The 22,532-nt window shown below is 42.2% G+C and carries 1 protein-coding gene; it reads left to right on the top strand.

The genetic code is table 11. The features are described from left to right. Positions 1 to 138 precede the first annotated feature (138 nt). On the top strand, positions 139 to 22,431 hold the full coding sequence (locus tag HME7025_RS01000) for an invasin domain 3-containing protein (protein ID WP_161956183.1): 22,293 nt from the start codon (positions 139 to 141) through the stop codon (positions 22,429 to 22,431). The last annotated feature ends 101 nt before the right edge of the window (positions 22,432 to 22,532 follow it).

Raw genomic sequence — 22,532 nt, 5'->3', positions numbered from 1 at the left:
TAGAAAATCTGTGTTCTCAAAAATTATATGAAAGTGTCTCACAATACCTATTTTAAAACATTGAAACGGTTCCCATCTTTGCTATCAATTTTGGTGTTTCTTTCAATGCTATTGGTTTCTACGCTAGAAGCAAATGGCATGGAGAAAAATTCCACATTAGATTATCCAAAAATTAACACTTCCACCGAGTTGTCGTTAAACTTTCCTGCACCTATTAAGTCTCAGGCAGGAATGGATGTGGTATTTTTTGATCAAACTCCAGGCAAGCCTAAAAGTCCAGAAGAGCTGCGTATCATTCAGGCCAATAAAGAGGTAAATAAGCTCTTGTTTCAATTGTTTCAAAAATCAAATTACCAAGACTTATTATTTTCCTATTTCCCTGGAAATAAATCAAAATCGGATTTAGCTTTTACTTTAAAAGTAGAAGAACTGCGTAATGCTGTTTTGAATCAGGGGTTTAATATACCTGTTCAGTTATTAAATTGGTCGGTTATCAATGGAGCCATGGCAGCCTATGCCAACCACGGTCCAACGGGTAAACCTATCATATTCTTCAATGAAGAATACGTGGCAGGTAAAGCATCATTCTTTTACCCAGAAGCCAATGATCGCCAGATGGTGGGCTTATTATTGCAAGAATATGGACATGCGATTGACTTTTATTTAAATGGAGAAATTGACTCTCCTGGTGATGAAGGAGCCTTATTTGCTGCCCAAGAAATGGGGTATACATTGGCCCTCGAAGAAATTAAAGGAGCCAAATTGCGCGATGATAGCAACCGTATTTTGGTTTACGGAAAATCCATTCATGTTGAGGAAGCTGCTTTAGTGACTCAAAGTATATGGCCAGCCGCTAAAGGGTCTGGTTCAACTGTCAATATCAATGGCGCTAAAGTTAGTGGGAGTAATTTCCGTTTTGAAACAGTTTGTTCCGGTGGAGGTACTAACTGTAACTTTTCTGGTACTGCCGGTGGTGGTGGCTCGGCTGTAGTAACTTTTACTTATAAAACTACTGGGGGAAGTATTTCATCACCAGTAACAGGTGAAATCAACTGGCGTGATCAAAGTGGTAGCCCTAACTCCGTGTACTTTAATCAATATAGTTCAGGAACTACGCTTTCCAATCAAGGGTATATCATTGTCTTATTAGTTAATGCAACAACAAATGCCTATACTTCTTCTTCCTCATTAAGTGGTAATAATGGCCCAGCGGGTACCGCTTTGGACAGTTATGCTACGACCAACGCTCCATCTACTGCTAATTCTACATTAACTCCGGCAAGTACAACTGGTGTCATTGCAGATCAAAGAACTACGACTTTAACGGTAACAGCAAAAAATGCTGGTGGTACAGCTTTAACTGGTGCCACTGTTACATTAGCTCAATTTTCAGATGTCGGCTTAATTAGCCCTACCACTAAATCAACCATTAGTCCATCAAGTGCAACAACGGATGCCAGTGGTATCGCTACTTTTACAGTAAGTAGCACCATTGCCCCGCAAACCATTTATTATCAAGCTACAGTTGTGGCCTCAGGATTTGAATCCATCCTAACAGGATCTGCTTCAGTAGGTTATGTAGTAGGCCCCGTAGCTAAATTACAAGTCTTAATGCCTGGAGAAACAGCCGATCCAGGTTCAGCAACAGGTAAAACAGGTACTCCAACTAACCAAGCAGCTGGTTCAAACACAACAGTTACCGTCAATGCCGTAGATGCATGGTGGAATAAAATTACTGCTTCAACACCTACAGTAGTCATAACAACCAGTGATGCCAATGATACGCATCCTTCCAGCGCTGCATTAAGTGCCGGAACAGGTACTTTTACTGTTTCATTCAGAACAGCAGGAAATCAAACCGTTACGGCAACTGACCAAGCTGCCACATTAACGGCCAATACAGGTTCTACGACACTTGTAACCGCTGGAACTGTCAATAAACTACAAGTAATCATGCCAGGAGAAACAGCTGCTCCGGGTACAACAACTGGTAAAACAGGTACACCAACAGCTCAAACTGCAGGTTCCTCATTTAACTTTACGGTCAATGCGGTGGATGCCTATTGGAATCTTGTTTCCTCCGCTACCCCCACTGCCGTTATTACTTCATCAGATGGACAGGCAACACTTCCAAGTAGTGCTACTTTGGCAAGTGGAACAAAACAATTTGCCCTAACATTTAAAACTGCCGGAAATCAAACTGTTACTGCTACTGACCAAGCTGCTACACTAACAGCCAATACTGGAGCAAGTACTGTAGTGAACGCTGGAACAGCGAGTAAGCTAAGCTACTCCGTTCAACCAAGTAATGCTACAGCCGCATCTTCCATCTCACCTGCTATTAAAGTAAGAATTGAGGATGCCAATGGCAACTTGACAAGTTCAACAGCCAATGTAACTTTAGCCATAGGAACCAATCCTGCTTCTGGAACCCTTTCTGGGACACTAACACAAGCAGCAGTAGCAGGTGAAGCGACCTTCTCTAATATAAGTATTAACAATACCGGAACAGGGTATACTCTTGTTGCATCTAGTGGAGCGCTAACCACTGCTACATCAAACACGTTCAACATTGTAACCTCAACCCCAAGTAAATTAACGTTTGGGACCCAACCGGCCAATACCGTTGCTGGAGCAACCATGTCGAATGTGACTGTAAGAGTAGAGGATGCCTCCAATAATTTAGTATCCACAGCTACCAACAGTGTTACTTTAGCCATAAATACGAACCCTGGATCTGGAACTTTATCTGGTACAGTAACTAGAAATGCTGTAAATGGTATAGCTACTTTCAATGATCTGTCTATCAACAAAACAGGAACAGGTTATAATTTCTCTGCAACAAGTGGAGTGCTAACTGGGGCTACTTCATCAAACTTTAACATTACGCCAGGTGCTGCAGATGCTACTGCTTCTACGTTAACTCCGACTTCGGCTAGTATTGTCGCCAATGGGTCTTCTACTCAGGTGTTAACCGTAACTGCCAAAGATGCCAATGGTAATAACTTAACTGCTGGGGGCTCTACTGTTACCATCACGAAATCTTCGGGTTCTGGTACTATTGGTTCAGTTACTGATAATGGTAACGGTACTTATACTGCTACTGTCACTTCGCCAACAGCTACTGGTTCTGGTGTATTCGTAGCTACCTTAGGTGCTGCTGCTGTGAAAAGTGGTACGGGTTCTCAAACACAATCCACTATTACATATACGCCAGGTGCTGCAGATGCTACCGCTTCTACGTTAACTCCGACTTCGGCTAGTATTGTCGCCAATGGGTCTTCTACTCAGGTATTAACCGTAACTGCTAAAGATGCCAATGGTAATAACTTAACTGCTGGCGGCTCTACTGTCACCATCACCAAATCTTCAGGTACTGGTACCATCAGTTCGGTTACGGATAATGGGAACGGTACGTATACCGCTACGGTAACTTCTCCAACGGCTACTGGCTCTGGTGTATTTGTGGCAACATTAGGTGCTGCCGCTGTGAAAAGTGGTACGGGTTCTCAAACACAATCCACCATTACATATACGCCGGGTGCTGCAGATGCTACCGCTTCTACTTTAACTCCTACTTCGGCTAGTATTGTAGCTAATGGTTCTTCTACTCAGGTATTAACAGTAACTGCCAAAGATGTTAATGGTAATAGCTTAACTGCTGGGGGTTCCACTGTCACCATCACTAAATCTTCGGGTACTGGTACCATCAGTTCGGTTACTGATAATGGGAACGGTACATATACTGCTACTGTCACTTCTCCAACAGCTACTGGTTCTGGTGTATTTGTGGCAACATTAGGTGCTGCTGCTGTGAAAAGTGGTACGGGTTCTCAAACCCAATCCACCATTACATATACGCCGGGTGCTGCGGATGCAACTGCTTCTACGTTAACTCCGACTTCGGCTAGTATTACAGCCAATGGTTCTTCTACTCAGGTGTTAACCGTAACTGCCAAAGATGCTAATGGTAATAACTTAACTGCTGGCGGCTCTACTGTCACCATCACCAAATCTTCAGGTACTGGTACTATCAGTTCGGTTACTGATAATGGGAACGGTACTTATACCGCTACTGTCACTTCTCCAACGGCTACTGGTTCTGGTGTATTCGTGGCAACATTAGGTGCTGCTGCTGTGAAAAGTGGTACTGGTTCTCAAACGCAATCCACCATTACATACACGCCAGGTGCTGCAGATGCTACTGCTTCTACTTTAACTCCTACTTCGGCTAGTATTGTAGCTGATGGGTCTACCACACAGGTGTTAACGGTAACTGCTAAAGATGCCAATGGTAATAACTTAACTGCTGGTGGTTCTACTGTCACCATCACCAAATCTTCGGGTACTGGTACCATCAGTTCAGTTACTGATAATAGCAATGGTACTTATACCGCTACGGTCACTTCTCCTACTGCCGCTGGTTCTGGTGTATTCGTGGCAACATTAGGTGCTGCTGCTGTGAAAAGTGGTACAGGTTCTCAAACACAATCAACTATAACTTACACAGCTGGCACTGCTACTAAATTAGTGGTTTCCAATATAGCTCAACAAACGGCTGGAACAGGATTCTCTGTGACAGTTACATTAACAGATGTCAATGGTAACCCTGTTTTAGCTACAGCGGACGGAACCGTTACTTTAACTCGTAAAACGGGTACGGGTACTTTAGGTGGTACATTAACTGGAACTATTCTAACTGGTAATAGTGCTGTGACTATCTCTGGGGTCACTTATACCAAAGCAGAAACGGGTGTTGTATTAACTGCCACAGGATCGGTTGCAGGGAATGTCTCTGGTAAAACAGGTGATTCTAATGCATTCAATGTTGTCGCAGGGGCTGCGGATGCTACCGCTTCTACTTTAACTCCGACTTCGGCTAGTATTGTCGCCAATGGGTCTTCTACTCAGGTGTTAACCGTAACTGCCAAAGATGCCAATGGTAATAACTTAACTGCTGGCGGCTCTACTGTCACCATCACCAAATCTTCAGGTACTGGTACCATCAGTTCGGTTACTGATAATGGGAACGGTACGTATACCGCTACGGTCACTTCTCCAACGGCTACTGGCTCTGGTGTATTCGTAGCTACCTTAGGTGCTGCCGCTGTGAAAAGTGGAACGGGTTCTCAAACACAATCCACCATTACATATACGCCGGGTGCTGCGGATGCAACTGCTTCTACTTTGACTCCTACTTCGGCTAGTATTACAGCCAATGGTTCTTCTACTCAAGTATTAACCGTAACTGCCAAAGATGCTAATGGTAATAACTTAACGGCTGGGGGCTCTACTGTCACCATCACCAAATCTTCAGGTACTGGTACCATCAGTTCGGTTACAGATAATGGGAACGGTACTTACACCGCTACGGTAACTTCTCCAACGGCTACTGGTTCTGGTGTATTCGTAGCTACCTTAGGTGCTGTTGCTGTGAAAAGTGGAACGGGTTCTCAAACTCAATCAACTATTACCTATACAGCTGGTACGGCTACTAAATTAGTAGTTTCCAATATAGCTCAACAAACGGCTGGAACAGGATTCTCTGTGACAGTTACGCTAACTGACGTAAACGGTAACCCTGTTTTAGCTACAGCGGACGGGACCGTTACTTTAACTCGTAAAACGGGTACGGGTACTTTAAGTGGTACATTAACTGGAACTATTCTAACTGGTAATAGTGCTGTGACTATCTCTGGGGTCACATATACCAAAGCAGAAACGGGTGTTGTATTAACTGCTACAGGATCGGTTGCAGGGAATGTCTCTGGTAAAACAGGTGATTCCAATGCATTCAATGTTGTCGCAGGGGCTGCTTCTCAACTATCCGTTTCTAACATTTCTACACAAACAGCAGGTACGGGATTTGCCGTTACTGTCACATTATTAGATGCGAATGGTAATACGGTGAATGCTACTGCAGATGGTACTGTAACCTTAACATTAAAAACAGGTAATGGTACTTTAGGTGGTACAGTAACTGGAACTATTCTTTCTGGTAATAGTGCTGTGACTATTTCTGGGGTGACTTATACCAAAGCAGAAACGGGTGTTGTATTAACTGCCACAGGTTCTGTTGCGGGTAATGTCAATGGTAAAACAGGTGATTCCAATGCATTCAATGTAATACCGGGTGCTGCAGATGCAACTGCTTCTACTTTGACTCCTACTTCGGCTAGTATTACAGCCAATGGTTCTTCTACTCAGGTATTAACAGTCACTGCCAAAGATGCCAATGGTAATAACTTAACTGCTGGTGGCTCTACTGTCACCATCACCAAATCTTCAGGTACTGGTACCATCAGTTCGGTTACTGATAATGGGAACGGAACTTATACCGCTACGGTAACTTCTCCAACTGCTACTGGTTCTGGTGTATTCGTGGCAACCTTAGGTGCTGCTGCTGTGAAAAGTGGTACGGGTTCTCAAACGCAATCCACCATTACATATACTCCTGGTGCTGCAGATGCTACTGCTTCTACCTTGACTCCTACTTCGGCTAGCATTGTAGCTGATGGTTCTAGCACACAGGTGTTAACCGTGACTGCTAAAGATGCTAATGGCAATAACTTAACTGCTGGTGGCTCGACTGTCACCATCACCAAATCTTCGGGTACTGGTACCATTGGTTCAGTTACTGATAATAGCAATGGTACTTATACAGCTACGGTCACTTCTCCTGCTTCCGCTGGTTCTGGTGTATTCGTGGCAACATTAGGTGCTGCTGCTGTGAAAAGTGGAACAGGTTCTCAAACTCAATCAACTATTACCTATACTGCTGGTACGGCTACTAAATTAGTGGTTTCCAATATAGCTCAACAAACTGCTGGGACAGGATTCTCTGTGACAGTTACGCTAACTGACGTAAACGGTAACCCTGTTTTAGCTACAGCGGACGGGACCGTTACTTTAACTCGTAAAACGGGTACGGGTACTTTAGGTGGTACATTAACTGGAACTATTCTAACTGGTAATAGTGCTGTGACTATCTCTGGGGTCACTTATACCAAAGCAGAAACGGGTGTTGTATTAACTGCTACAGGATCGGTTGCAGGGAATGTCTCTGGTAAAACAGGTGATTCCAATGCATTCAATGTTGTCGCAGGGGCTGCTTCTCAACTATCCGTTTCTAACATTTCTACACAAACAGCAGGTACGGGATTTGCCGTTACTGTCACATTATTAGATGCGAATGGTAATACAGTGAATGCTACAGCAGATGGCACCGTGACCTTAACATTAAAAACAGGTACTGGTACTTTAGGTGGTACCGTAACTGGAACTATTCTAACTGGTAATAGTGCTGTAACTATCTCTGGGGTCACTTATACCAAAGCAGAAACAGGTGTTGTATTAACTGCCACAGGATCAGTTGCGGGGAATGTGTCTGGTAAAACAGGTGATTCTAATGCATTCACGGTGAATCCGGGAGCAGTAGACGCTGCTAAATCAACCATATCGCCTATTGCAGCAAGTATTACGGCCAATGGTTCTTCTACTCAAGTGTTAACCATCACTGCCAAAGATGCTAATAGTAATAATGTGGGAGTTGGTGGAGCTACCGTAATTATTTCACGACATTTGGGTACAGGTGTTGTAGGTAGTGTTAGTGATGTTGGAGATGGAACTTATACCGCAACAGTTACCTCCCCAACGACTGTTGGTACCGGTGAATTCATCGCAACCATAGATGGGACCAATGTTCAAAATGGTACAGGTTCTAGACAACATAGTGTTATTACTTATACGGTAGGGGCAGCAGCCAAACTTTCATTTCAAGTTCAACCAAGTAATACAGCATCACAAGCCTCTATTAATCCAGCAGTAAAAGTTAGAATCGAAGATATTAATGGTAATTTAACCACTTCTACCGCTAACGTTACCATTGATTTTGGAACCAATGCTGGATCAGGAACCTTATCTGGCACCAAAACAGTTGCTGCTGTAAGTGGAGTAGCTACATTTAGTGACTTGTCCATCAATAATACGGCCAATGGATATACTTTAACTGCTACAAGTTCCGGGTTAACAAGTGCCACTTCCAACACCTTTAATATTTCCAATTCAGGTGCTGCAAAATTGGCATTTAGTGTGCAACCAAGTAATGCCACAGCAGGTTCTAGTATCAGTCCAGCCATCAAAGTTCAGATACTAGATGCAGCTGGCAACCCAACTACAGCCACGGACAACATTACTTTATCCATCGATACCAATCCTGCATCGGGCACACTTTCAGGGACCTTGACTCAGGCGGCCGTAGCTGGTGAGGCTACTTTCTCGGATATTTCAATCAATAAATCAAGTGCTTCAGCATATAAGTTAAAAGCTACTAGTGGATCACTTACTGAAACAATTTCAAATACATTTATCATATCCCCAAATACCCCAACAACGATTACAGTGACAGATATCACTCCATCTGTTGGTGTGATGGGTATCAATAACAATTTTGTCCGAGTAAATCTATTAGATGCCTATGGCAACTTCTCTCCAGCGCCGTCTGATATTGGAGTAGAACTAAGTTTATTTATTGGAGCAACCGATAGAACTTCGGATGGAATTGAAAGAACAAACGCTTCTAATGTGGTTCAATCTAATCCTATTCAAGCAACCATCCCAACCAGTTCATATTATACCGATATTTCATATGTTCGATATAAAGTATCAACAATTGATAAAACAACCAATCCATATTCCGTTAACACAAATGCTACCATCAAAGCAGCTAAATATACTGTAGGTGGCCCAGGTTTAACAACTGGAACTAGTGCTGCTTTTAGAATTGTAGAAGGAAAAATATATTCTCCGAAAACAACAGGAAATTGGAATGCTGTGACCTGGGCCATATCATCTGATGGAGGAACCTCCTTTACAGATACGGTGGGAATTAAATACATCTACGACAAATATGATATCGTTAAAATACCAACTGGAATCACCACGACTCTAAGTCAAGATGTTTCCTTATATAGTATGATTATCGATGGAACATTTGATCTTACAACAAGTGGAACCCTTACTTTAAATCACCATTCAGGTATAGATGGAGAGTACAATGTCCATACGCATGGTACATTTAAAAACTCAGGTGGAACCTTTACAAATACCAATGAGTCTGGCAATGGATACTTACCTAATTTCCATGGTGGTACCTATTGGCATGCAAGAGATGGAGGAGCTATACCAAAAGCATTATGGAATACGCTTACAAGTAGTGCCTTAACTAAAGTTACTGGACTAAGTTCAACTTCATTGACTGGAGGATTTGATCAAGCATTTTTGAATTTCGAATGGGATAACTCCTATACGGGTCAAATCATGCATGGTAATGTTAGCATTGCTAAAGACTTCTATTTAAAAAGTGGTTCATTCTCCATTGGAGACAATAATACCCTAACTTTAAATGAAACCGTAAATGGTTCAAGCGGTGGTAAATTAAAAGGAACGACACTTTCTACCTTACACGTAAACACAACGAGTGGAAGTCCTACCTTGGATTTTGCATCTGGTGGACAAAGTTTAAAAGAACTGAAAGTCAATGTAACTGGAGGAACTTCATTAACGATACCTTCTGATTTAAACATCAATAATACATTAAACTTGGTATCAGGACATGTGGTCATGGGGAATAACAAAAAAATTATCCTTCCTAGTGATGCCAGTATAACAGGTGCATCTGATACCCGCTATGTGGAGGGTACCATTTCAAGAGTTATTCCAAAACAAACGGACCCTTCTGTTTCCTTCCCTATTGGTGATGCAACAGCATATACTCCAGTAACTTTGGATTTTGTAGGCAGAAGCGCTGCTTCTTCTGATTTAACCATTGAATCTTCTACCAATTCATTGGCTGATAATACCTCCATCAGTGGTTCTGGTATTCGTGGAGATAAATATGTCAAAAGAAAATGGCGCGTAACTGATGGTAGTGGAGCCGCAGCCAATGGCTTTACTACTTATAACATTACATTAGGATTCCCTAATGGTGATATTGCAGGGTCAGCCAGCCTTTCTAACATGATTGTTCGTAAAAACTCAGGCTCTTGGAAAGCCCCAAGTGGACATGTGCGTGTCGATGGAACAACCAAAACTATTAAAGGACAAGGGTTTAACTCATTCTCTGACTTTTTTATTGGAGAAACCACTGGCGCTACTAACTTTACATTAAATAGTCCTGCGGATATCACGACAGGTACTAGGGCTGCCTATGTAGGTACTCGATTAGATGCTGCTTCATTGCCGTATACAACTGGGACTCAAACAGCCTATTTAACATCTACTAATAGCGGTGTATTTTATGACGCAGCCAGTGGAGGTAACGTTATTACAAGCATTGATTTTGCTGATGGCTCTTCTACCGTTAATTTCTGGTTCGAGAAAAACACCGTTGCTTCCTATACCGTAACGATGTCAGATGCTACCCCTGCCGATGCAGGAGCTGGTGTGGTTGATGCCACGGATGATATCGCAGTAACAGTGGGTGCAGTAGATGCTACAGCTTCTACATTGACCCCGACAGTAGCTAATATTACTGCAAATGGTTCATCCACACAAGTATTAACAGTTACAGCGAAAGATGCCTATGGAAATACGAGAAGTTCTGGTGGTGATGTTGTAACCATTACAAAACAATCTGGAACAGGAAGTATCAGTAGTGTTAGTGACGTAGGTAATGGAACATATACTGCTACGGTAACTTCTCCTAGCTCAACAGGAACGGGAGTTTTTGTAGCTACATTAGGAGGAGCACAAGTAAAAAATGGTACTGCTTCTCAAACTCAATCCACCATAACTTATTCTGAGGGAGCTGCTTCTAAATTAGTTATCACCAATATTGGTACCAAAACAGCTGGCGCAACTTTCAGTGTTATCGTAAACTTAACCGATGCCAATGGAAACACAGTAAATGCGACAGCAGATGGAACTGTTACTCTAAGCTTAAAAACAGGTACGGGTACTTTAGGTGGTACATTGACGGGAACTATATTTAGTGGAAGAAGTGATGTTACATTTACAGGAATTACCTATACCAAAGCAGAAACGGGTGTTGTATTAACTGTTACAGGATCGGTTGCAGGGAATGTGTCTGGTAAAACAGGTGATTCGAATGCATTCAATGTTGTTGCAGGCGCTGCAGATGCTACTGCTTCTACTTTAACTCCTACTTCGGCTAGTATTGTAGCTGATGGTTCTACCACACAGGTGTTAACTGTGACTGCCAAAGATGCCAATGGTAATAACTTAACTGCTGGTGGCTCTACTGTCACCATCACCAAATCTTCGGGTACTGGTACCATCAGTTCAGTTACTGATAATAGCAATGGTACTTATACCGCTACTGTCACTTCTCCTACTGCCGCTGGTTCTGGTGTATTCGTGGCAACATTAGGTGCTGCTGCTGTGAAAAGTGGTACAGGTTCTCAAACTCAATCTACCATTACCTATACTGCTGGTACTGCTACTAAACTAGTCGTTTCGACTATTTCTGGACAAACAGCTGGTACTGGATTCGCTGTAACAGTTACGTTAACTGACGTAAACGGTAACCCTGTTTTAGCTACCGCCGATGGTACAGTGACGCTAAGCTTGAAAACTGGTACAGGTACTTTGGGTGGTACAGTGACTGGAACCATCACTTTGGGTTCTAGTGCAGTAACCATTTCAGGTGTAACTTATACCAAAGCAGAAACAGGTGTTGTATTAACTGCCACTGGTTCTGTTGCAGGTAATGTGTCTGGTAAAACGGGTGATTCCAATGCATTCAATGTTGTTGCAGGCGCTGCAGATGCTACTGCTTCTACTTTAACTCCTACTTCGGCTAGTATTGTAGCTGATGGTTCTACCACACAGGTGTTAACGGTAACTGCCAAAGATGCCAATGGTAATAACTTAACTGCTGGTGGCTCTACTGTCACCATCACCAAATCTTCGGGTACTGGTACCATCAGTTCAGTTACTGATAATAGCAATGGTACATATACCGCTACGGTCACTTCTCCTACTGCCGCTGGTTCTGGGGTATTCGTGGCAACATTAGGTGCTGCTGCTGTGAAAAGTGGAACGGGTTCTCAAACACAATCAACTATAACTTATACCGCTGGTACTGCTACTAAATTAGTTGTATCAACTATTTCTGGACAAACAGCTGGTACTGGATTCGCTGTAACTGTTACGCTAACGGATGTGAACGGTAACCCTGTTTTAGCTACCGCCGATGGTACAGTGACGCTAAGCTTGAAAACTGGTACAGGTACTTTGGGTGGTACAGTGACTGGAACCATCACTTTGGGTTCTAGTGCAGTAACCATTTCAGGTGTAACTTATACCAAAGCAGAAACAGGTGTTGTATTAACTGCCACTGGTTCTGTTGCTGGTAATGTGTCTGGTAAAACGGGTGATTCGAATGCATTCAATGTAATCCCTGGTGCTGCAGATGCTACTGCTTCTACTTTAACTCCTACTTCGGCTAGTATTGTAGCTGATGGTTCTACCACACAGGTGTTAACGGTAACTGCCAAAGATGCCAATGGTAATAACTTAACTGCTGGTGGCTCTACTGTCACCATTACTAAATCTTCAGGTACTGGTACCATCAGTTCGGTTACTGATAATAGCAATGGTACTTATACCGCTACGGTCACTTCTCCTACTACCGCTGGTTCTGGGGTATTCGTGGCAACATTAGGTGCTGCTGCTGTGAAAAGTGGAACGGGTTCTCAAACACAATCAACTATAACTTATACCGCTGGTACTGCTACTAAATTAGTTGTATCAACTATTTCTGGACAAACAGCTGGTACTGGATTCGCTGTAACTGTTACGCTAACGGATGTGAACGGTAACCCTGTTTTAGCTACCGCCGATGGTACAGTGACGCTAAGCTTGAAAACTGGTACAGGTACTTTGGGTGGTACAGTGACTGGAACCATCACTTTGGGTTCTAGTGCAGTAACCATTTCAGGTGTAACTTATACCAAAGCAGAAACAGGTGTTGTATTAACTGCCACTGGTTCTGTTGCAGGTAATGTGTCTGGTAAAACAGGTGATTCGAATGCATTCAATGTTGTTGCAGGGGCTGCCGATGCTACTGCTTCTACGTTAACTCCTACTTCGGCCAGTATTGTAGCCGATGGCTCTACCACACAGGTGTTAACGGTAACTGCCAAAGATGCTAATGGTAATAGCTTAACTGCTGGTGGCTCTACTGTCACCATCACCAAATCTTCAGGTACTGGTACCATCAGTTCAGTTACTGATAATAGCAATGGTACTTATACCGCTACGGTCACTTCTCCTACTGCCGCTGGTTCTGGTGTATTCGTGGCAACATTAGGTGCTGCTGCTGTGAAAAGTGGTACAGGTTCTCAAACTCAATCAACCATTACCTATACTGCTGGTACTGCTACTAAACTAGTCGTTTCGACTATTTCTGGACAAACAGCTGGTACTGGATTCGCTGTAACTGTTACGCTAACGGATGTGAACGGTAACCCTGTTTTAGCTACAGCTGACGGGACAGTAACTCTAAGCTTGAAAACAGGTACAGGTACTTTGAGTGGTACAGTGACTGGAACCATCACTTTGGGTTCTAGTGCAGTAACCATTTCAGGTGTAACTTATACCAAAGCAGAAACAGGTGTTGTATTAACTGCCACTGGTTCTGTTGCAGGTAATGTGTCTGGTAAAACGGGTGATTCCAATGCATTCAATGTTGTTGCAGGGGCTGCCGATGCTACTGCTTCTACGTTAACTCCTACTTCGGCTAGTATTGTAGCCGATGGCTCTACCACACAGGTGTTAACGGTAACTGCCAAAGATGCTAATGGTAATAGCTTAACTGCTGGTGGTTCTACTGTCACCATCACCAAATCTTCAGGTACTGGTACCATCAGTTCAGTTACTGATAATAGCAATGGTACTTATACCGCTACGGTCACTTCTCCTACTGCCGCTGGTTCTGGTGTATTCGTGGCAACATTAGGTGCTGCTGCTGTGAAAAGTGGTACAGGTTCTCAAACTCAATCAACCATTACCTATACTGCTGGTACTGCCACTAAACTAGTTGTTTCGACTATTTCTGGACAAACAGCTGGTACTGGATTCGCTGTAACAGTTACGTTAACTGACGTAAACGGTAACCCTGTTTTAGCTACCGCCGATGGTACAGTAACGCTAAGCTTGAAAACTGGTACAGGTACTTTAGGTGGTACAGTGACTGGAACCATCACTTTGGGTTCTAGTGCAGTAACCATCTCTGGAGTAACCTATACCAAAGCGGAAACAGGTGTTGTATTAACTGCCACTGGTTCTGTTGCAGGGAATGTTTCTGGTAAAACAGGAGATTCCAATGCATTCAATGTAGTGCCAGGGGCCGCATCTAAATATTTAGTAACTAGTAGTAATTACTCTCCAGTGGTAAGTGGAACAGTAACCATCACGGCACAATTAGTAGATGCAAATAATAATCCAGTAAGTACTTCAAATAAAACTGTTACTTGGTCGAAAAGTGATGCCAATGGATCATTCTCTTCGGCAACTAGTACAACCGATGCCAATGGAACTGCGACTGTAACTTTTACAGCACATACAGTGGCGAATACTGTTACTACGATCACAGCAACAGACAATACAAGTTTAACAGGTACTACATCCAATATCACATCGGATGCAAGTGGAGCCTCTAAATTAGTTATTTCAACTATAGCTCAACAAACAGCTGGTACAGGATTCTCCGTAATTGTTACTTTAACCGATGCAAACGGTAATGCCGTGAATGCTACGGCAGACGGAACTGTTACGTTAACTAGAAAAACAGGTACGGGTACTTTAGGTGGTACATTAACTGGAACTATTTTATCTGGCAATAGTGCCGTAACTATCTCTGGGGTAACTTATACTAAAGCAGAAACAGGTGTTGTATTAACTGCCACAGGATCTGTTGCTGGGAACGTTAATGGTAAAGTAGGGGATTCCAATACATTCACCGTAGTTGCGGGTGCAGGTGCTAAATATATTGTAACCAGTAGTAACACTTCTCCAATTGCAGGAAGTACAGTGACAATTACTGCCCAATTAGTAGATGCCAATAACAATCCAGTAACTACTTCAAATAAAACCGTTACTTGGTCGAAAAGCGACGCCAATGGTTCATTCTCATCGGCAACTAGTACAACTGATGCCAATGGAACTGCTACAGTAACATTTACCACACATACAGTTTCTGGAACATCCACGACCATTACTGCAACGGATAATACTAGTTTAACAGGTACTTCCGCTGGAATTAGTTCTACTGTAGGAACAGCTAATAAATTAGTCGTTTCTACTATCGCTCAACAAACGGCAGGTACAGGATTCTCCGTCATCGTTACTTTAACCGATGCAAACGGTAATGCCGTGAATGCTACGGCAGACGGAACCGTTACTTTAACTAGAAAAACAGGTACGGGTACTTTAGTTGGTACAGTGACTGGAACCATAACTTTGGGTTCTAGTGCAGTAACCATCTCTGGAGTAACCTATACCAAAGCGGAAACAGGTGTTGTATTAACTGCCACTGGATCTGTTGCGGGTAATGTCAATGGTAAAACTGGTGATTCCAATGCATTCACCGTGGTGCCTGGGGCCGCCTCTAAATATTTAGTTACAAGTAGTTCTACTTCCCCTGCTGCAGGTGGTACAGTAACCATCACGGCACAATTAGTAGATGCTAATAATAACCCAGTAAGTACTTCGGGTAAAACCATTACTTGGTCGAAAAGCGATGCCAATGGTTCATTCTCATCAGCAACAAGTACAACCGATGTGAATGGAACAGCAACTGTAACTTTTACAGCACATACGGTTGCAGGAACTTCTACTACCATCACAGCAACAGATAATACTAGCTTGACTGGTACTACATCGACCATCACTGCGGGTTCTGGCGGAGCTTCTAAATTAGTTGTTTCGACAATCGCTCAACAAACGGCTGGTACAGGATTCTCCGTAACGGTTACTTTAACCGATGCAAACGGTAATGCCGTGAATGCTACAGCAGACGGAACTGTTACGTTAACAAGAAAAACAGGTACGGGTACTTTAGGTGGTACAGTGACAGGAACCATAACTTTAGGTTCTAGTGCAGTAACCATCTCAGGTGTAACTTATACCAAAGCTGAAACGGGTGTTGTATTAACTGCCACAGGATCGGTTGCTGGTAATGTGTCTGGTAAAACAGGTGATTCCAATGCATTCAATGTTGTTGCAGGCGCTGCCGATGCTACTGCTTCTACGTTAACTCCTACTTCGGCTAGTATTGTAGCTGATGGCTCTACCACACAGGTATTAACGGTAACTGCCAAAGATGCTAATGGTAATAGCTTAACTGCTGGTGGTGCAACTGTCACCATCACCAAATCTTCAGGTACTGGTACCATCAGTTCAGTTACTGATAATAGCAATGGTACTTATACCGCTACTGTCACTTCTCCTACTGCCTCTGGTTCTGGTGTATTCGTGGCAACATTAGGTGCTGCTGCTGTGAAAAGTGGAACGGGTTCTCAAACCCAATCTACCATTACCTATACTGCTGGTACTGCTACTAAATTAGTGGTTTCCAATATAGCTCAACAAACGGCTGGAACAGGATTCGCTGTGACAGTTACATTAACAGATGTCAATGGTAACCCTGTTTTAGCTACAGCGGACGGAACCGTTACTTTAACTCGTAAAACGGGTACGGGTACTTTGGGTGGTACAGTGACAGGGACCATCACTTTGGGTTCTAGTGCTGTGACTATTTCTGGTGTGACTTATACCAAAGCGGAAACAGGTGTTGTATTAACTGCCACAGGATCGGTTGCTGGTAATGTGTCTGGTAAAACAGGTGATTCCAATGCATTCACTGTAGTGCCAGGGGCCGCGTCTAAATATTTAGTTACAAGTAGTTCTACTTCCCCTGCTGCCGGTGGTACAGTAACCATCACGGCCCAATTATTGGATGCAAATAATAATCCAGTAAGTACTTCAGGAAAAACCATTACTTGGTCGAAAAGTGATGCCAATGGATCATTCTCATCAGCTACTAGTACAACTGATGCCAATGGAACTGCAACAGTAATTTTCACTTCACATTCAGTTGCAGGAACTACTACAACTATTACTGCTACAGATAATACGAGTTTAACCGGAACTTCTCCAACGATAACTTCTGGTTCAGGTGGGGCTACTAAATTGGTTGTTTCTACCATTGCTGGTCAAACAGCTGGAACGGCTTTCGCTGTTACAGTTACTTTAACTGATGCCAACGGTAACCCAGTCAATGCTTCAACGAATGGAACGGTTACATTAACATTGAAATCGGGCAATGGAACACTTGGAGGAACACTAACAGGAACTATTACTTCAGGTTCTAGTGCAGTAACAATCTCAGGTGTAACTTATACCAAAGCAGAATCAGGTGTTTCTTTAACAGCTACAGGTTCTGGATCAGGTAATGTGACTGGAAAAACAGGTGATTCTAATACATTCAATGTTGTAGCTGGTGCAGGTGCTAAATACATTGTCACTAGTAGCAACACTTCTCCAACTGCGGGTGGAACAGTAACTATTACTGCCCAATTAGTAGATGCTAATAACAATCCAGTTACTAGTTCAGGTAAAACAGTTACTTGGTCAAAAAGCGATGTCAATGGTTCGTTCTCATCGGCAACTAGTACAACTGATGCCAATGGAATTGCTACGGTAACATTTACGACACATACAGTTTCTGGCACATCCACGACCATTACGGCAACAGATAATACTAGTTTAACAGGTACTTCCGCTGGATTTAGTTCTGTTGCTGGAGCTGCATCTAAATTAGTAGTTAGTACGATTGCTAGTCAAGCAGCAGGTGGAGCCTTCCCTGTAACAGTTACACTCACGGATGCTAATGGCAATCCAGTGAATGCCACAGCAAATGGAACAGTTACCTTAACTTTGAAAACAGGTACGGGTACCTTGGGAGGAACCTTAACAGGAACTATAACGGCTGGTTCTAGCTCTGTAACTATTTCAGGCGTCAGCTATACCAAATTAGAATCAGGGGTTGTTTTAACCGCAACAGGTTCTGGTTCTGGTAATGTTTCAGGTAAATCTGGTGATTCTAATGCATTCAATGTAAGTGCTGGTGGCGCCAATAGATTCATTATTTCTACCATCACAGATAAAGTAGCATTAAACACATTCTCTGTTACTGCCACATTAGTGGATGCCAATGACAATCTTGTAAATGCAGATGTCAATACAACAGTAACATTAAGTGTGAAAACGGGAACTGGTACATTAGGTGGTACAATCAGTGGAACCCTACTGAATGGCAACTCAAGTGTAACCATTTCTGGTGTCACTTACGATAAAGTAGAATCAGGAGTAGAGTTAAAAGCTACAGGTACAAGTGCGGGTAATGCCAATGGTAAAATTGGTAATTCTAATGCCTTTGCAGTAAGTGCAGGTGTAGGTTCTAAAATCAAGCTAAGTACGCTAAGTAATTATGTAGCTGGTTCTAGCCAAACGATAACCGTAACCTTAACCGATGATAATGACAACACGGTATTAGCTACAGCCAATGGAACGATCACAATAAGTGTTAAAACAGGAACAGGTACTATTTCTGGCACTTATACAGGTACCATCCTAGCAGGAACAAGTTCTGTAACAATTACAGGAATTCAATACAATAAAGCTGAAACAGGTATCGTATTGCGTGCAACAGGTACGGGTGCAGGTTCTAATGTGAATGGAAAAGTAGGTGATAGTAATGCATTTACAGTGAGTCCTGGTCCATTGTACAGATACTTTATTTCTGGATTAACAAGACAAGAAGCGGGAACAACACAAACTATTACAATTCGAGCGCTAGACCAATACGATAACATCATTCCTAGTTATACTGGATTGAAACCAATCACTTTTACAGGAGCAACTGCAGCATCTGAACAATATAAGCCTAGTGCAGGTGCACCTAATAATACACCAACATCAATTGGAGGCGGTACAGGAACATTGAACCAAACGGTGAAAAAGACAAATGCAACAACAGGAGCTACTATCGTTAATATCAATACTACTGCTGCTGGAAATACCGTTGTACAAAATCCAAGCTCCAACATCATCAGTCTAAACTCAACTGTTAGTTCGCTAGCTGAATTTGGAAGCACGGTTAATTTAACCTTTACGAATGGTATCGCTAATGCAGTAATTATATTATACAAAGCAGAAACAGCTACCATTTCAGCAACAGACGGTGTGGTTAACACACCAAAAGAAGGGGAATTACAAGTGGAAGTTGTTAACTCTACATTTGTTAAGTTAGAAGTGACACTTGCTCCTCAGCAAACAGTTGGTCAACCATTAGTTGGATCACTAAAAGCACTTGATCAATATGGCAACGTAGTGAAAAACTTTGATGCTTCTCAAAATAATATCACGGTTGTTGTTACTAATTTAACTGGTAATGTTACTGGACTTTCAGGTACCATTAAATTGACAAGTCCAACTGACTTTGTTAATGGTGTGGCTGACTTCTCTTTATTAGGTGTTAAATACGAAGGAGGTTCTGGTAGCGGAGGTTTTACCTTCACACCTACTACTGGAGCAGGCGTACAAGCTGAAAACATCGTCGTTGTAGCTGATGATATCGATGGAGATGGAGTTTCTGATGAAAAAGAAACAACAGATGGTACCGATAAAAATGACCCTTGTTCATATTTAATTTCTAGTCAAGATTTCTCTAAAGCAAGCCTTACTTGGAAAGCTTTAGACTGTGACGGGGATGGAACAGCCAATGGTACTGATGCCGCCCCATTGAACTCTTGTATTGGAGGAATACCGGGTTATATTCCAGTGAAAGGTTCATTAGGATACCAACGTTACTTCCTAGGTGATTGCGATGGCGACGGTATCACTAACGACATGGAATGTTATGGTGGCTATATTGGAGTGGGAGATTGTCAAGATTTTGATAGTGACGGTATACCAAATTTCCAAGATCCAGATTCAGATAATGATGGCATTTTAGATATCATCGAAAAGAATATTGATAGTGATGGAGACGGGCATGCTAATTACCTTGATCTCGATTCAGATAATGATGGTATTTTAGACTCACAAGAAAGAACCATCGATAGTGATGGGGATGGTATTCCAAACTACTTGGATACAGACTCAGATAATGATGGTATCATGGATGCTTGGGAGGCAACCAATAATACTCGTGGGGTAATTGATAGCAATTATGATGGACGTGTGGATATCAATGGCTCTGCACGAGATGCCAATGGAAATGGTTTGGCTGATTTCTTAGAATCTAACCCTGCTCCAATTCCAGATACAGACAAAGACGGAACACCCGATTATTTAGACTTGGATTCTGATGGAGATGGTATCAATGATAGCATCGAACTTACAGGAGACACTGATAAAGATGGTAAACCTAACTATCGAGATAAAGATTCGGATGGAGACTGGTTAGGCGATAGCGATGAACGCTCTCAGGATAATGATGGTGATGGTGTACCAAATTACTTAGATCTTGATTCAGATGGAGATGGTATTCCTGATGCTTGGGAAGGTAAGAATAAATGTGCCACTTGTGATAACAGAAATGACGACAATGATGATGGCTGGGATGATAGGGGTCAATACAAAGCTGTTATTGATACCGACAAAGATGGCTCTCCTGACTTCCTAGATCTAGATTCTGATAATGATTGCATCCCTGATCGAATTGAATTAGGAGGAGATATCGATGGAGATGAAATCCCTAATTTCCGGGATTTAGATTCGGATGGTGATGGTATTCCTGATCAAGTTGAAAGCGTGGTTTGTGAAAATCCAGTGGATACAGATAAAGATGGAACTAGAGACTTTGAAGATTTAGATTCTGATGGAGATGGAATTCCTGATGCTTTAGAAGCGGGAACCAAGCCAAGTACACCAGTAGACACCGATAAAGATGGCCTAGCTGACTACCGTGATACAGATTCTGATGGCGATGGTATTTTAGATATCTATGAAGCTGGAAACAATCCAAAATCTCCAGTTGATACCGATAAAGATGGCACCCCAGATTACCTAGATTTGGATTCGGACGGAGATAGTATTCCAGACCAAATTGAGGGTGGAGCCGCTGGTTTCAAACCATTGGATAGCGACAATGATGGAGTAGAAGACTTTAGGGATTTAGATTCTGATAATGATAAAATTCCTGATAATGTAGAAGCTGGCACGAGTCCACGCAATCCAGTAGACTCGGATCTTGATGGAAAATATGACTTTAGAGATACCGATTCGGATAGCGATGGAATCCCTGATGCGGTAGAAGCTGGCACTGATCCAACTAAACCTGTTGATACAGATAAAGATGGAAAAGCTGACTATATTGACATAGACTCAGATAATGATAGCATCTTAGATCGACTTGAAGTTGGCTCAAATACCAATCTCCCTATCGACTCGGATAAAGATGGATTACCTGATTATCGAGATACTGATTCAGATAATGATACGATTCTGGACATGCTAGAAGCAGGTAAAGATTCTCTCATCCCAGATGATACGGATAAAGATGGAATACCTGATTACCAGGATACAGATTCTGACAATGATACCATTCCTGATAAAGTAGAAGTTGGACCAAATACAAATGCTCCATTAGATACAGATAAAGATGGATTATATGATTTCAGAGATATAGATTCAGACGGGGATACTATAAAAGATAAAATTGAAGCCGGTCCTGATCCTACGAAACCTATTGATACCGACAAAGACGGATTGCCTGATTACAGAGATTTAGATAGCGATAATGACGGTATTCCAGATTTTATTGAAGTAGGCAAAAATCCTGATAGTCCGGTAGATACCGATAAAGATGGATTACCTGATTACAGAGATACAGACTCGGATAATGATGGTATTCTTGATAGTGTTAGTGCAGGAACTAGCCTAAATAGTCCATTGGATACAGATAAAGATGGTATCTATGACTATATCGACCCAGATGATGACAATGATGGTATTCCAGATATACTAGAAGATGATTTAAATTATGGTGCTTTGCCAGATTGCGATCATGATGGTATACCAAATCGATTGGACCCAGATACTTGTGATACTTTCGTACCTCAAGGAATCTCGCCAAACAATGATGGAGTAAATGATAAATTAGTGATTCCTGGCATACTAAACTTCCGTAATAGATTAAGCATCTATAACCGTTGGGGAGATTTAGTATTTGAAACAGAAAACTATAAAAACGATTGGGGTGGAGAAAGCTCTCCTAACAATGTATTGACTATAGATAAAAAATTACCAGATGGCGTGTACTATTATGTAGTTGATTTCTTTGGAGTAAAACCAAATATTTCTACTTACGTATTTATTAATCGCACCGCGCTGGATAGATAACATAACTCCTAGATTAATTAAAAAACGAGGGCAACAAGTCTTCGTTTTTTTTTTACCCTCAAAAAATTGTAGCCTCATTCCTTTTTATTTAAAGGATTTAG

It is taken from the genome of Aquirufa nivalisilvae, from assembly GCF_003143535.1.
GTDB lineage: Bacteria > Bacteroidota > Bacteroidia > Cytophagales > Spirosomataceae > Aquirufa > Aquirufa nivalisilvae.
The sequence above is the reverse complement of the archived record's forward strand: the minus strand, read 5'-3'. Positions and strand labels throughout refer to the sequence as shown.